This window comes from Rhizobium sp. 01T444, from assembly GCF_056398305.1.
This window is the reverse complement of the sequence record NZ_JBFTPD010000048.1, coordinates 1-15508: the sequence shown is the minus strand read 5'-3', so window position 1 is coordinate 15508 and position 15508 is coordinate 1. Positions and strand designations below refer to the sequence as shown.

Genomic DNA, 15508 nt, shown 5'->3' with positions numbered 1-15508 from the left:
TGTTTGACGCTCTCGCACAGAATTATCCGTTTCGGTGGCGGGTTTGACAAAAAGGGCTGACCTCGCGGAAGGCCCTTTTTCGTTTGTCATTCTCATTCGAAAACTTGGTATTTCCCGCTCTCGTCACTTGAGTAGTCTTTGCCCTAAGCGAACATGCCCAATTATACCAGTATAGTGGACCTCACAGAACTCTCTCGGTGAGCGATTATTGAGCGTGCTCAGTTCGTTCAACATAAAGGTGAATGAAATTCTATCAACGTAGGATGTCATTCGATCTTGCAGTGGCATAATAGGCGCTCCGCAGCGATCGAGCCCCTATGTCAGCCGTCTACGATTCCGAAAGCGCCGAACCCCTCGGATTGAACGTCAAAGCAATGGCGACAGACGCCTACGAGGGCACATCCCGCTTCTCGAAAGAACTCGCCTCCTACACACCGATGGTCCGATCGGCCGATGCTGACTTGCTGCCGGCGAAGAACCTAGCCGACGCTCGCACCCGCGATACCGCTCGCAACGACGCATACATCCTGGGCGGCGCCACGCTCCGCAAGGACAATATCGTCGGCAGCTACTACATGCTCAATAGCAAGCCGTCGTCGACCATCCTTTTCGGCAAGGAAGACGATCAGTGGGAGAGCGACTGGCAGGAAGAGGTCGAGGATAAGTTCGGCCTCTGGGCCGAGTCGCTCGACAACTGGCCGGACGCCGCGCGCACCAACACCCTGACCGGCCTGGTCCGGATGACCGTCGACACGCACACCGTCTACGGTGAAGCGCTCGCGTCCGTCGAGTGGCTGCGTGATCAACCTCGTATGTTCTCGACCGCGATCCAGATGATCGACACCGACCGTCTGTCGACGCCTCCCGAGTTTGCTGGCGATCCAATGGTGCGCGGTGGCATTCGCCGCAATCAGTACGGCGCACCCCAGACCTACTATGTCCGCATGGCTCATCCGAGCGATTGGATGACGCCGGACTCCTACAAGTGGAAGCCGATCGACATCCGCAAGCCGTGGGGCCGGCGGCAGATGATCCACATTTTCGAGCAGCTTCGTCCGGACCAGAGCCGCGGCATATCCCTGATGGTGGCCGCGCTATCGGAAATGAAGATGAAGAAGAATTTTCGTCAGATGGTTCTTCAGCAGGCGGTCATGTACGCCAGCTATGCCGCGACGATCGAATCCGAGCTTCCCACTGAGGCGATCTTCGCGCAGCTCGGTGGCGAGAGCATGACGCCCGAGTCCATCCAGGCTGCGCTCGCTGCTTACATGAGCGGGCATTACACCACACTCGATCAGTTTATGGCCGGTGCCAAGAACCTGCACGTCAACGGTCTGAAGATCCCGCACCTTCCGCCCGGCACCAAATTCAAGATGCAGGCGCCGGCATCATCGGGTGGTCCGCTCGGCTCAGACTTCGAGCAATCCCTGCTTCGTCACATCGCAGCTGCGCTCGGAGTCTCCTACGAGCAGCTTTCGCGCGACTACAGCAAGACGAACTATTCCTCGGCGCGCGCGGCGATGACCGAGACCTACAAGGCCATGCTTTCGATCACGCGTATGGTCGCCGACCGGTTTGCATCGAGCATCTATTCGCTGTGGCTCGAGGAAGCTTTGAACAAGGGTGAGATCACCTCGGTTCGCCGCAACATGCCAAGCTTCTACAGCAGTTCAAGGATGCCTATACCGCCTGCGATTGGGTTGGTGCGAGCCGCGGCCAGGTCGACGAACTGAAGGAGACCCAAGCCGCGATTCTGCGGATCAACAATGGTTTGTCCGACCTCGAGACCGAGAACGCTCGCCTCGGCTCCGACTGGCGCAAGCGCATGCGACAGATGAAGCGCGAGATGGAGTGGAGGGATTTTTACAAGATCCTTCAGAACCCGACCGACTCCACGAACCAGCAGAAGAAGGCCGCCTGACGATGGAAATGAACGCTCTCCTTTCCACGTTTCAGGACGCGCCCGCCATGATTCACCCCGGAATGCAGGTCCGGTTCGAGGCATTTTTAGGCTCTGCACAAGTCACGCTATCGCGCCTTGAGGCTTCGGGCGAGAACGTTGCGATGCAGGATGACTTCTGGCCGGCGCCTGACAGCTGGCTTGCCGTATACCGCCCATATGTCGTGAGAAACGGGATCCTGATGATCCCGGTCAAGGGCGTGCTTCTGTTCGGTGTGGGTTACGCGATCGGCAGCTATGCGACGGGCTATGTCTACATCACCAAAGCCCTCGAGCGAGGTCTAGCCGACCCGAATGTCAAAGGCATAGCATTCATCATCGACTCCCCTGGCGGTCACGTTGCCGGCAACTTCGATCTGGCGGACAAGATTTTTGCCGCCCGTGGGCAGAAACCGATCCATGCGTTCGCCGCGGAAGATGCTTATTCGGCCGCCTACTCGATTGCTTCGGCATGCAAGACGGTGACCGTTGCCAGGACCGGCGGCGTGGGATCGATCGGTGTCGTGACGGTTCATGTTGACATGAGTGCTGCCATCGGTGACGCGGGCCTGAAAATTACCTTCATTCACTACGGGAAGCACAAGGTCGACGGGAACGCCTACGAGGCGCTGCCGGCTTATGTAAAGGAACGGATTCAAGCTCGCATCGATGAGCTAGGGGAGCTTTTCGTGTCCACGGTGGCACGCAATAGGTGAATGGATGCTCAGGCTGTTCGGGATACCGAGGCACTGACTTATTCAGCCGACGAGTCGATCTCGCTTGGCCTGGCCGACAAGATGGGCTCCCTCGACGACGCTGCCGCGAACTTTGCGGCATACCTTTCCACTCCAGAGGAAGACACCATGATTGGAAACAGGCAGACCGGATCGGCTATCGCGCCCGCGGTGCGGCCCCCGACGCTTTCGAAAGCCGAGTTGGCATTGCGTGCCGCAGGGTATCCACCGCGGAACTCAACTGAGGGAATGAGAAATGCTTCTAATGCCCCCTATCAGCGCCGGATCCGCTTTCGAAAGCCGAACGAGCTCTTCGACATGCAGGTTTTCCACCACGGTCGCCGGATAGAGCGGTGGGCAAACAGAACGCCTACCCTTCGTGAATTCCGAGCGCGGAAGGAACCTCGGGCCCGTCATCAAATGTCCGCACAATGTCGAAGGTCGAGCAGGCGATCGACCCAGGCTTCAAGGCCAACCGGGAATCGCGTAGCACAAGAACGGAATGAGGCGCATGACACGGCCTCAGTTACTGTCCGCCCCACCAAGTTCACTTTGCCGGTCCGCCCCTCGGGGCCTTTGATCTACGCTGATAGGTGATGAAGCCGCCAAGTAAGGTCGCCAAGAAGAAAAATGCAGCTCCCCATAATGCCACGAGGAGCAACCTGGCGACGGCCAGCGAGTCAATCGTCCACAAACGTTCGGATTCCCAATTTGCTGTACTGATGTCATCCGGGCGGAGAAGGGGACACTTGGATCCAAATACCAATCTAGCCTCATCAGTGCAGACTAACCCCCGAACAAATCGCTCCTTCGTGGTGTCTATCTCGAACACTAGCGAAGAAAAAACTGGCATGTAAATTAGTATCGAGAGAATGAATCCGAAAGTCGAAACAAGAATGAACCGGTTAGCTGATCGGCGCGTGGATTTCGACAGAAATTGGAAAGTCACCCACCAACGCAACCAGTTCTATAATGGCCGTCGCGGGCACAATCCCGACGGGCCACGGAGGGTCGAACTTTATACTTGAAATGATGAACGGTGCTGCAACGGACGCTCCTAACGTCCAAGCAATCTTCAATGCACGATCATATCACGAGCATGTCCGATCTTTTGGGGGCAACTCCAGCGGGAAAATAGTGGCCGAGTATGCACTTCGAAGAGCTAAGAAAACGTACATCGCAGCATGATCATCCATTCAATACCTCCGGCTCTTCATAATCAACAACCTCGATTATATCGTTTGACGCCAAAATAGCAAAATGTCTAAGACGAATTTTGGAAAAATCAGCTATGTAATTCTGTTCTTTTATCCAATTTATATAATTTGAGTTTTCAATATAAACGAGCTTTTTCCCCAGTACTCCAGAATTCTGCAACTCATCTATCAGCTTTATTCTATCCGATTCCTCTGTTTTTCTGTAACTCAGCACGTTGTCGCGCCACAGCAGCGTCGTGCTTCTACCATTTCGCCCTCTAAGGGATATGCGAAATCCAGACTGCCCATCGAGCACTTCCTCACACGTATATTGGGCGTCCTGATCGAACGCCGATATATCGCATACCTGATACAATTCGGTTGTTTGATCAATCATAGCGGACCTTTATCTTCTTCTTCCCTTGCTGGATCTCAAGCGTTGGCCTTCCGTCAGAACTGGTGGGACGAACGATAATTGTATCACCGTTCGGGAGTTGCCCCACCTTGACACCATTGGGATAAATTTTGACGTTCGACGGTTTTTTGTCATTAAAGTCCTTCTCCGCTTCGGGTATACCGCCTGGCTTTTCCCAAAGAACACTTCTTCCTTTTGTTTGGTTGCCAGGCTTAGCGTCAGGTACCGGTGGTGACGAATCACCTGACCCACTTCCCTGGTTGTAGACGATAAGGACGCCTTTACCTGCGTTATTGATCTGTCCAATGAAACTGCCAATTACATCAGGAGCAAGTGGTAAACCATCGGCTCCATAAGCAGACTCGACGGCCAATTTGCCATATGTTCCCGTCAAACCCAGTTGGATGATTGCTGATGTTTGGTCAGGATATTGGATGCTCAGGATCAGATAGCCGTTATCGATATTTCCGCTCAGTTCGCCTTTGAGTCCGCCGCCGAGTGAGATCGTCTTGCTGGTGAATTGCTCTCCGGAATTTGTGCCATAGAAATAGGCAACCAATCCCACCGCGATCGCTGCAGCTGCTGTTGACCAAGCACCCGCGAGAACCCTTGCGGTGTCCGAGGTGAGCGGGATAACCTCCGAATAGCCATACATGCTTTCAGACGTCTTGATCTGGCAAACGACGCCGCTGGCCTGTTTTGCGCATTCGGCCTGCTGCTTCTGAACTTCCGGATCACTGGCATACTGCTGAAGCTTATTGAGTGACTGCACGTCCTCCGCCGAGATTTTTCCGTCTTTCGCCATTTTGGCGAAGGCTTCGGAAAGCGCGTCTGCGATGCTTTTGCCTGCATTGATCGCCGCCGTGACGCTCTGCACCGAGACATAGATATCCAGATCAATATGCTTGTCTCGCGTGATCTCATAGGCCTTGCTAGGATCGCGGTTGAGATCGTCGAGCGGTGCGGTGGCGGCGGATTGCTCCAAGGCCGCCTGCTTCTCCTCGTTACGAATGGTGATCGTGCCAGGACCGACGGTGGCGCGGACGGTCTGGCGCGTGTCGTCGAGCTGGTAAGTGCCTTCGAGGGTACTGTTGGCCGGCGGCGCACCGGGCAGTTCGTTGCCGGGAATCTCGATGCCAATTTGGGCGCTGAAGCCCTCATAACCCTTCTGCCCGAGGAAATCGCTGTAGGTCAGTGTATCGGTTGAAAGCACCAGGTCGCCGCTCTTGGAGATGATCTTGCCGGCCTGAAGATCGGTATTGCCCTTGACCTCGATATCCATCTTTCCGGTGGACAGCAGACCGGACTGCTCGTTAATCCAGTTCGTGGCACCCGAGCCGAGACCGCCTCCGAACTGCAAGCCTGAAAGCTGAGTGGTCAACGGCAGAAAATTGCCTCCGACCGCACCGCTCAACGAGAAGCCTGCTGAGGCCGAGCTGTTGGCGCTGCTGCCAGTATCCGGGGCGGAGATGATGTTAAGATCGCCACCAATATCTGCGGTGATCGTGTCGCCGGAAACGACGGCGCCCTTGAGCGTCGTATCATTGCCGGAGCTGATCGTGATGTCGCCGCTGCCGGTGACATGGCTGTTGACTTGTGTGATCAAGGTGGCATCGGATTTCGACATTCCCGCACCGGCGCCACCGGTGACACCTACGCCTACGCCTTGCAGGCCGATACCCGCGCTGACGCCGAAACTGGCGTTCGCCGATTTGCTGTCACTCCCGGTCTCATTGGTCTCCTGGGCGCTTTCCAGCGTGATATTCTGGCCAGCTTTCAACGTGATATCGCCGAACTTGTCGTCGCCAACCAAAGCGGCAACGCCATAATCAGATCCTGCTGCTATCTGTGCGCCGTGCCCGGTTAGATCGCCAGAAATTGCTTCGATAGTGACTGATCGTCCGGCTCCCACGCTGGTGACGACGGGCGTAGAGGTGGACGCGGAGGCGCTGCTTTTTTCGTAGCTGAAGCCTGCTGTTAGCGAGGCAGAGGCGATGCTGCCGCCGTCCTTGGCGATGCCTGCGAACTGCTGGAGCGCATCATAGGCTTTCAGCGAGGCGAAGGCAGCGTTGGCTGCCGTGTAGCCGTCCGAAATACCGGCGATCTTCTGTGCAGCGCCGGCAATACTCTGGCCCGCACTGACCAGCCCGGTCGAAACCGACAGCGTCACACCGGCAAAGAACTGTTCGTGCACGCTCTCGTAGTTCGACTTGTCTTCCGCGCTCAGCAGATTGACGTCGCGCTCCGCAGTGATCGCCACATCGCGGTCGGCCCAGACGTCGGCGGCCTGTAGGTTGGCGTCGCGACCGGCCTTGATGGTCAGGTCGTTGCCGGCGGAAAGGGTCGCCATCGCGTTGGTCTGCGAGCCTTGTTTCGTGGTGTCCGAAACGGAGGACATGCCGATGCCAACCGAGAAGCCGCCGCTGCTCGAACCGAAGGAAAGGCCGAAGCCGGAGCGTTTTTCCTTTTCCTCGGACGAGGCGCTTTCGGCGCCTGGCGTTATGTTGACGTCGCGGGCGGCGTCGAGGGTGATGTTCTGGTCCGCAGAGAGCTGCGAGCCAAGGATGTTGACGTCGGTGTCGCGCGACTTGAGTGCGACATCCGTTCCTGCAGACAGCACCGAAGCCACGTTGAGTTCCGAGGCCTGCTTGCCGCTGTTCTGCTCCTTGCCCCAGATCGAGATGAAGCCGCCACCGCCGCCGACGCCAAAGCCGGACTTCTTGCGCTGCTCCTCGAGTTCGTGCGTCTCCTGCGCCCCAATGATAGAGACGCTGTCGCCGGTGACGGAAATCGAGCCGTCGGCATAGGCTTGTGAACCGGCGATGACCGCCGCACCGCCGGCACTCAGGCTGATATTGCCGGATGCACCGAGCTCGGAGGCGATGGCGGTCTCATCGTAACTCTTATGGTTGGACGAGCTCTTGGATAGAAAGCCACTCCACGAGGCTTTGTCGTCCTTAGTGCTGGTATCCATTCCGGAGGCGATGATTAGGTCCCCCTTGGCACTGATGTTGAGATCCGCCGGGTTGGCGCCGTCTTCCTTGCCGGCTTCGATCTTTGAGGCCGAGATGACCGTGTTGTTGCCCGACGTGACGTCGACGCCATCAGCGCCGCTGATCGAGGAGCCGACGGCCGTCGTCGTTTCCAGATGGCTGGTTGTCCTCTCGCTCTTGCCGAGGAAACCGCCCTTGAGGCTCAGTCTGGTGTCGAGGGTCGCGGTGTCAGTAGCTTCGGCGATCGTCACGTCGCCGTCGGCCTTGAGAGCCACCTTGCCGTCGGCGGTAAGCTTGCTGCCGACGATGTTGAGGTCGTGATCGCCGCTGCCGGTGCCTGCCGTCACCGAGAGATCGCCGCCGGCCGATACTTCCGAGCCGACATGGGTGATCGACGAGGCGGATTTCTTGCCGAAGGTCGATGCGGAATGCTCCTGCGCGGCGGTGATGTTGATATCGTCACCGGCGGCAAGCGCGACATTGCCGTCGGCTTTAACGGAGGATCCGGAGAGCAGGACGTCGTCACCGGCCTTGATCGTCGCATTCGCACCAGCGGAAAGCTGCGACTGCTGCTGGTCGGTGGAGAGGGTCCTGGTGTAGCCGGATTGGTTGTCGCGGGCGACATCGATCGACACGACGGCCACCGAGCCGTGGTCGGCGCCCACATCGAGCGCTGTGCCGGCATTTGCCGAACTGCCGATGATGTTGACGTTGTCGGTCGCCTTGATCGTCAATGCCTTGCCGGTGGCGACTTGGCTACCAGTCGCATTCTGCTGGCCTGCATTATCGGCCTTGGCGACATCCAGCGTCACATTTTTGCCGGTGAGCGAGGCATCGCCCGTGGCATTAACCTTGACGCCCTTGAGGGCGAGATCGGCCGTGCCGCCGGCAAGCTGCAAGTTGCCGCCTGTCGTCACACCGGCATTGGTGTTGACAAGGTTCTGGCCGCCGATCGTCATCGTCTGGGCTGCGAGCGCGATGCCATTGGTGGCATTGAGCGCTGTGTCGCCGCGCGACAAGAACGTACCGCTGCCTTGGATGGAGCTGCCGGAGACGGTAAGGCCGCCATTGGATGCAATCAGGCCGGAATTGTCGAGATTGCCGACATCCATATCGACCGAACCGCCCGCCATGGCGGCGCCGGCACCGGTCAGCTTCTCCCGGTCGGCAGCGGCAACATACACGACGGGCGCCAGCACCTGTACGCCGTCTACAGTCTGCCACTGGTAGAGGATGATTGACTTGGTGAGAGCCGCCGCCTGTTCCGGCGTCAGGCCCTGGCCGACCTCCAGATCGTGCGCCTGCGCATAATCGGCGCCATTGTCGAGCAGCGTCTTCATCTGCTCGATGGCGTCACTACCGGCAAGGAAGGTGCTTCTGCCGAGCCCTTCGCCGACGAGTTGCCGCAGCTGCGTGTCGATCAGCTGGTTCTCGAAATAGGCATCACCGAGGAACGGAACCGTCGTCTCCGGCTGATAGCCGATGCGGTCCATGAAATAGCCGGAGCCATAGAAGGTACCGACATCGAGGAAATCGCCGCGGGTTTCGAACAGGAAGGTCTGATGGGGTATGTTGCCACCGACGCCGCCGGAGTTCGGGTTGGCGGGAGGTAGGAGGGCGGCACCGCCGAGGCCCGAATTGACATTGAACAGCGCGCCGCCGGCGGTCAGGCCTGACAGCGCCGAGAGCGGGTCACCGGGATTGCCTGCCGCCGCCACGCTGGCGCCGCCGGCCATCGAGCCGGCTGCAGACGTGTTGCTGACGCTTCCGAAATTGACAGAGAGGGCGCCGCCCGCCTTGATATTGGCCGATACACCGCCGATCGCCTCGACCGAGCTAACGATCGACGTGCCGTTGGCGATATTCTTCGAGGGATTGGCGTTGCCGTTGGCGTCATAGGCCGTGCATGCGCCCTGCGCGCTGCAGGTGGTCGTCGTCGTGCGAAAGAGGGTGACGCCGGTATTGTTGAGTGTCGAACCCTGCAGGTCAGCATTGCCGCCGGCCTCGATCGAGCTGTAGGCATTGGTGAGATTGGTGGCGTCGATGGTGAGGTCGCCACTCGCTCGGATCGTCGCTTCCGGGCTGAGCGCGCCGACCAACCGGTCTTCGTAGACCGACTGGCTGAGGTGGGACGACCAATCCCAGGTATAGGTGGTGCTGGTGTCCGAGCCGCCGGAGTTTACCTCGTCGACGATGAAGTATCGCGACGGGTTGTTGGGATCGACGACAGGATTGCCGTTCGCGTCCTTTGGAACGCGGTCCATGATCCAGTCGAAGATCGGCTCGACCCTCGTCGGTCCGTTGCCCGATACCCACGTCCAAGCATGGTAGACCGTGCCATCCGCCAGCGTCGCCTTCGACCAGAGCAGCGGTTGATAGTCCTGCCACAAGCCCGGATCAACACCAGCATAGAGCTGGTACATGTTCTGATCGACCGTCTCGAGATAGCCGAAAGGCAGGCCGGCGGCGACGGGGTTGAGCGTGAAGCCGGCAACAACACCTGACGATACCAGCGTCCCTGTCGTCCATTGCGGCGTGGCGGCCCGCTGGTTGGTCAGATTGCTGGTCAGGATGGACATGTCGTTTCCAGCCTGGATCAGCCCGGAAACATTGGTGACCGCAGCATTTCTCTGTAACGCCGTCACCCCTGCAATCCTAAGATCGTTGCCTGCGATGATTGCGCCCTGATTGTTGGTGAGCACGCCGCCGACGAAGAGAGCGGCATCGTGGCCGGCGTAGGCAAGTCCAGTGGCGCTGTTGGTGAAGTTGCCGGAAATGTTGAAGGTGAGATCGTGGCCGGCGGCCAATTGTCCGGCATTGGTCAGCGACGGCAGGGTTAGGGTCAGGTCGTGGGCGGCGAGCAGCGCCGTGCTGTTTGACGTGGACAGGCCGCCGGCATTGATGTCGATATCGCCGGAACCGCCGGCATTGGTGACGGCATTGATCCTGGTGCCGCTGAGATCGGCAGCACCTGAGAGGTTAAGGGTCAGGCCTCCGAGGATGAGGCTGTTGTTGCTGAGATTTGCGCTATCGGCGTTAAGCGTCAGCGTGCCGCCGGCCGCGATGTTGCCTGCGCCGCCATTGGAGAGATCGATAGCGGTGGTGGTGAGTGTCAGGTTGCCCTTGGCGCTGGTCGGATTGCCGTAGCCAATCTGGCCGGAGGCGGAGAGATCGGCGTCGCCGAGGCTCAGCAGCTTGCTATAGGTGAGATTCCGGCTTGCATCGGCCGAAAGATCCCCGCTGCTCATCAGCGCATTGGAAACGGTGATCGAACCATTCGTGGCGAGAAGGCTCATATCGCCCGCAGGCTGCAGCACCAGTGCGGCATTGGCAGATTGGGCGGTGGCGGCTAGATCGACGCCAGAGGCGATCGTGGCGGCTGCGATCGAGCGGCCGGAAGCCGTCACGGTGCCCCCGGCCAGGACATCACCCGATATGGCGATGTCGGCGCCGGCGGAAAGCGTGAGATTGTTGTCGCTGACAAGCGAGGCTGCGGTGATCGCGCCCGATGTCGCAGTCATTGTCAGCACCCCGGCGCTCTTTACCGCACCGGCAATCTGGATGTCGCCCGAGGAGGTCGACAGGGTGAGCGCATCACCGGCAACCACGCTGCCGGCCGCAATACCCGCGGACGACGTCATCTGGACATTGGCGGCGCTGTTCACCTCGCCTGCGACACTCAACAACCCGCTGCCGGTGGACAGCAGGATGTCGTTATCGGCGGCGACGGTATCGAGGATGATGCCCTGGTTCGCCTGAACGGCGACCTTTGCCTTCGAGGCGACCTTGGCGGCTGTCACCTTCGCCTTCGAGGAAATCGAAACGCCCTGCTGACCGGAGACATTGCCGAGCGAGATCTTGCCGTCGGCCGATAGTGACAGCTCGCCCGTATTCGCTGCCATGTCGCCGCGCATACGAACACCTGCGCCCCGCTCGGTCACGACCATCTTGATGCGACCGGCCTGCATGGCGCCAAGCGCCGAACCGTCAATCGCATATTCCGGCGTGCCTGATGTCGCGGCAAGCGGCGTGGCGTTGCCGGTGGCATAATCGAATTGATTGCGGCCGGCCGTGATGCGAAGGTCCCTGCCGTAAACAGGGCCGTTGACGGTGACTGCGCGCGAGACGATGTCGAAGAGGTCGACTGCGCCAGGCCCGGCGGCGAAGTTGCCGCCGTTCGGTCCGATGGTGACATCGCCGCCGTTGACCGTGAATCCCTTCAGTGCGCCGTCCGCGCTGATATCGGGGACGCCGGTGGTCAGCGTCGCATGCGGCGTGTTGATGAAGCCGCAGCCGTCGCAGATGATGCCGTTCGGATTTGCGATGACGACATCGGCGCGCCCACCAAACACCTCGGTCGGCCCGTTCAACGCCGAGCGATTGCCGCTGGTAACTTCGTTGAGGATTACCGATGCCGGCCCCGACGTGTTGAGATTGGCATTGCCCGGCGTGACGCCACCAAGATTGGAGGTGCCGATCTCGCCCTTGAAGTTGTTGAGGATGAGGCCTGGCGTGCCGACGTTGAAGTTGTCGTATTTATTATGCGACAGGCCCCGGCTGTTCGGCGTGACGATGTCGATGAGCGGCACGCCGTTCGGCGCCGTGCCGACGCCCGGCTGGTTAGCCGCCGGCGCCGTGGTGCTTGCCGAGACCGACTGGGCATTGGCCAGCATCGGCTGAAACACGAGCAGGCCGCTCAGCAGAAGAACGAGGGATTGCTGGGCGAACGGTCGGAACCTGCGAACGGATCTTCTATCGGCACCGGCAACGTCATGTGTTGTCGCCGTCGATTTGCCTCGTTTATTGCCCATCGTCTGTTATCCGCCCGCCCGCGTACGCGGGGGATAAATCCCGCCGCAGTTGTAATTTCTTACGATGACCGAGAACCATAGTCGTTGGTCCCGGTCAACTTCCGCCTGTGCTTGAGGTAAATGCAATCCAAACAAAATGAGTGCGATTTGGCACCGTCAGTAGTTGTCCCGCTCCACTACCAATGAGCGGATGCGCTGAAATAAAAGAGGCCGCCGTCGACATGGTCGAGGCTGCTTGCAACGATGTCGGAATAGCCGAGGTCGGCGCTGATATTGCCGCCGACGGTCCTGATGCCGACCGTCCAGCTGGCGAGATCGCCGCCAGCTATGTCGAACCGCTTCTGCGCATAGACGTGGCCGTAATCGAAGCCGACATAGGGGCGCAACTCGCCGAACGCCTGCGCGGCCGGGCCGCCGTTTTCGTTGGACTTGGTTCTCCAGACGAACTCGTTGTGCGTGAAGACGCCGTTATTGCCGAAAAGCACGCTTTCGCGCGTGCCGCGGACATTGCTGTAGCTGCCCAGGGAGATCTGTTCGGCGCCGAGCAGATTGTCGGGGGAATATTGGCCGCTGATGAGCGACGTCAGCTCGAACTTCTGGCCGATGGCCTCAAATGGCTCCGTGGCGCTGACGGTGGCGTTGAATTTCGAAAAGCGCGGATCTGCGTCTCCGGCCCCGGGCTCTCCCGCCTTGACCGCATCGAAGAGGCCGAGCCCCTTGTCGTAGCTGACATCGAAGACCCAGACACCGCCGAGCATCCGCCTTGAATGGGAAATGCCGAGATCGCCGACCGTATAGCGGCGGCTGCCGACCTCGATCAGATTGCCGAGCAGGAAGTTGTTGGTCTGCTTGTAGGTCAGGCCGCTGCGGACAGTGGTGATCGAATCCTTGTCGCGCAAGATAATCCGGTCGATGCCGAGACCGGCTTGCCCGGAATTGCCGGAGGTTTCGAGCGTGCTGAAGTTTCCTTCGACGGCACTTTCATACTGGTACCAGGATCCGTTCAGCGAAACGGTGGAGTAACCGTAGGGAACGCTGACGCTGCCGGAATAGCTGTTGCCAAAACCTTTTCCGTCGTCGGACCACGGATAGTCCGGGCCGCTATGTTCGTATGAAAAATTCCACTGATCGTTGATATCGAGCAGATCGTCAAAACCGAGCGACGCCGAGCTTCTGGAAAAACCGGTCGTTTGCTGGCCCATATTGTTGTTGCCGAAGGAGACGTGCCATGGACGGGCCGGATGGTTTTCGATGTTGAGGATGGAGGTTCCGTCCTTCGGGCCGGGCAGCATGGCGGATTTGGCGTCGTTGGCCTGCAGCCGGTTCATCTGGTCGAGCCCCTGCTCGATATCGCGGATATTGGCTACGCGGCCGATCAGGCCGGGAAAGGCGGTCGCCAGCGAAGTGTTACCGGCGACTTTTTGGCCGTTGAGATAGATGTCGGAAAGCGTGCCTTCGACGACGAGAAGTCGGAGAATCCTGGTCTTGGCGATATCCTGCTGCGGCACATAGGCCCTGGAGGTGACATAACCATGATCGATATAGAGATGCGTGACGTCTCTGAGCACCGCATTAATCTCGGAGAGGCCGACGCAGCGATTGCCGTAAGGCGCCGTCACTTTGCCGATCTCCTGCGCCGAGAGCAGCTTCGCCCCATCGATCTCGACCCGGGTGATGTCGAAGCAGGCGCCATTCCCGCCGCCGGCGGGCAAAGCGCCGTTTTCCGTCTCTGCGCTGCCGCCCGGTGTCGCGCGGCGAAGGGCATCCAGCCGCTGCGTCTGCGATTGCTCCTCCTGGCGGCGGTTGAAGTCGTCGGCCGGCGTTTGCGCGTGGGCGGGGGCGATTGCCACCGCGAGGGCAGCGCCGGCAACCAGAACGTATCGAATCTCTGTGGTCATGAGTGACATTCGGTCACTTCGCGGGAACGGACTGAAGTTGGTCGAGGGCCGGCTTCAGCCCTTTCAACGAGAAACGGATATTGACGTCCTGGCCGTTCATCAGCCGCACCAGCCCTTCGGCGGAAGAGCCCTTCTTCAGCGCCGCAGCCTTCTTGGTATCGAGCACCAGCTGCGCCCAGCATCCGGTCTGGTTGCAATTGCGGTAATCGAGCTTGGTGACGGGTTTGCCGTCTGCCTTGATAGCCAGGCCGGAGGGCAGGAAGACATTGAGCGGCAGGAGAGCGGTCAGCACCAGCCGCGACTTGCCCTTGTCGGCCGGCCCGGCCGGCGGCGCCGATATCGCCAGCGTCAGGACATTGACGGGCTTGCCATCTTTGGCGACTTGCGCGACCTGGGCGACTTCGCAGACCTCGGCGTCTCCAGACCCCGTGCAGCGATAATACCAGTCGTCGAATTTCTGCGACTTTATCGCCGGCGCCGCTTGCGCCGGGGTCTGTTCCGCAGGAACGGGGGATTGCGCAAAAGACGAATTGGCCGAGGCAACGGATATCAGAACCGGGGCGATCATCTGAATGCCGCGGCTCATGCCGCTTTTCAAAAATTGTCTCATTGAAAATGCAAAGAGTTCAATCAGGTGTGAGGCCATGTCGCTACAATTGATTTCGCCCGTGCTTGTCGCACGCCGGCAAATTATCGATGTCATGAAAAAAGCTCAGAGAGCGAGGCCAATCATCGGCTCCATAGCATCATAGCAGATTTAAGCGCTATACATCGAGAGGTAGTGCTTGCTTTGATCCGATTCACGCTCGTTTTCGGAGAGTTGTGTAGTTAGTGCAACACATGCGCTAACGTCTTGCGGTAGCCTGCACACGGAGCGTTGCCAATGGGAACGGCGCGAGTGAGCGCCGACAGGCTCGGCCTTAGCCGGCCGAGCGGTCCAGCACCGGGGTTCCCGACGACCAGTCCAGGTCCGGGCCAGTCCTTCCGAGACCAGGATATCGCCGAGGATTAGGCCATTTCGCACCAGAACCCGAAGGGCGCGGCCGTAGCCGTCCGTGTCGCGCCCCGGCCAAGCCTGAATTTCGAATGGACCCTGGTTGACCAGCTCAATCAATCGCTCGGTGGCGCGGTCGGCGAGAGCAAGTTCCGAGCGCATTCGGGCTCGATGAGCGGAACGATATTTGGCTCGACTAAGGGCGGGCCGCTAATGGCTCGCTATAGATGGCGACATGGATCCCGATAAGCCGCCGCATATCCTGCACATCCTGAGCGGCATACCGCAGCCCCCGCATGCCATAGGTGAGCGTCAGGGCATAATCCTCGGGAGAAACGGGCATCGGCCAGTTTTTTATATTCGCTTGGAGGATCTCGACGACCAGAGCCTGGAAGTTTCGATAGACTTGGCGGACGGCGGGAAATCTGAGATCGAAGAGATCAGCCGCATCCGGAAAGGCGGCCGCAAGTTCGACCCCATGCATGCCCCAGCTCGTGCAGGCGTGAAGCAGCTTCTCGTTGAGCGGCC

Annotated in this window: 7 protein-coding genes and 1 pseudogene; 3 read left to right on the top strand and 5 right to left on the bottom strand. The window is 59.4% G+C overall.

The window, feature by feature from the left end; all coding sequences use genetic code 11:
• Positions 1 to 317 precede the first annotated feature (317 nt).
• From AC1DTN_RS34940 to AC1DTN_RS34930, 3 genes are read left to right on the top strand one after another with little or no spacing between them, the layout of a single operon-like run.
• Positions 318 to 1733: a phage portal protein gene (locus AC1DTN_RS34940; RefSeq protein ID WP_477924679.1), complete on the top strand. Its 1416-nt coding sequence runs from the start codon at positions 318 to 320 to the stop codon at positions 1731 to 1733.
• Positions 1734 to 1771: 38 nt separating this feature from the next.
• Positions 1772 to 1921, top strand: coding sequence for a hypothetical protein (locus tag AC1DTN_RS34935; RefSeq protein ID WP_477924677.1), 150 nt, complete (start codon positions 1772 to 1774; stop codon positions 1919 to 1921).
• Between the two features lie 2 nt (positions 1922 to 1923).
• Complete coding sequence (locus tag AC1DTN_RS34930) at positions 1924 to 2655, top strand: S49 family peptidase (RefSeq protein ID WP_477924676.1); 732 nt, start codon at positions 1924 to 1926, stop codon at positions 2653 to 2655.
• 1206 nt (positions 2656 to 3861) lie between these two features.
• Here the strand turns inward: AC1DTN_RS34930 and AC1DTN_RS34925 are convergent.
• From AC1DTN_RS34925 to AC1DTN_RS34905, 5 genes and pseudogenes are all read right to left on the bottom strand, one after another.
• A complete protein-coding gene (locus tag AC1DTN_RS34925) occupies positions 3862 to 4266 on the bottom strand; it encodes a hypothetical protein (protein WP_477924675.1) in 405 nt (134 codons plus the stop codon).
• Positions 4259 to 12088 carry a hemagglutinin repeat-containing protein gene (locus tag AC1DTN_RS34920; RefSeq protein WP_477924674.1) on the bottom strand — a complete coding sequence of 2610 codons (7830 nt, stop codon included), beginning with the start codon at positions 12086 to 12088 and terminating at the stop codon, positions 4259 to 4261. The genes AC1DTN_RS34925 and AC1DTN_RS34920 overlap by 8 nt, the downstream gene beginning before the upstream one ends.
• 176 nt (positions 12089 to 12264) lie before the next feature.
• Complete coding sequence (locus tag AC1DTN_RS34915) at positions 12265 to 13986, bottom strand: ShlB/FhaC/HecB family hemolysin secretion/activation protein (protein WP_477924673.1); 1722 nt, start codon at positions 13984 to 13986, stop codon at positions 12265 to 12267.
• A 13-nt stretch (positions 13987 to 13999) separates the two neighbouring features.
• The gene (locus AC1DTN_RS34910; RefSeq protein ID WP_477924671.1) at positions 14000 to 14596 is read right to left on the bottom strand and encodes an invasion associated locus B family protein; all 597 of its coding nucleotides are present in this window, start codon (positions 14594 to 14596) and stop codon (positions 14000 to 14002) included.
• Between the two features lie 580 nt (positions 14597 to 15176).
• Positions 15177 to 15508, bottom strand: a pseudogene (locus tag AC1DTN_RS34905) (TetR/AcrR family transcriptional regulator); the annotation flags it as partial.

Coding starts and splice junctions, on each gene's coding strand:
- AC1DTN_RS34925 (WP_477924675.1), bottom strand. CDS start 4,266: ATGATTGATCAAACAACCGAATTGTATCAGGTATGCGATATATCGGCG.
- AC1DTN_RS34910 (WP_477924671.1), bottom strand. CDS start 14,596: ATGAGACAATTTTTGAAAAGCGGCATGAGCCGCGGCATTCAGATGATC.
- AC1DTN_RS34940 (WP_477924679.1), top strand. CDS start 318: ATGTCAGCCGTCTACGATTCCGAAAGCGCCGAACCCCTCGGATTGAAC.
- AC1DTN_RS34915 (WP_477924673.1), bottom strand. CDS start 13,986: ATGACCACAGAGATTCGATACGTTCTGGTTGCCGGCGCTGCCCTCGCG.
- AC1DTN_RS34930 (WP_477924676.1), top strand. CDS start 1,924: ATGGAAATGAACGCTCTCCTTTCCACGTTTCAGGACGCGCCCGCCATG.
- AC1DTN_RS34920 (WP_477924674.1), bottom strand. CDS start 12,088: ATGGGCAATAAACGAGGCAAATCGACGGCGACAACACATGACGTTGCC.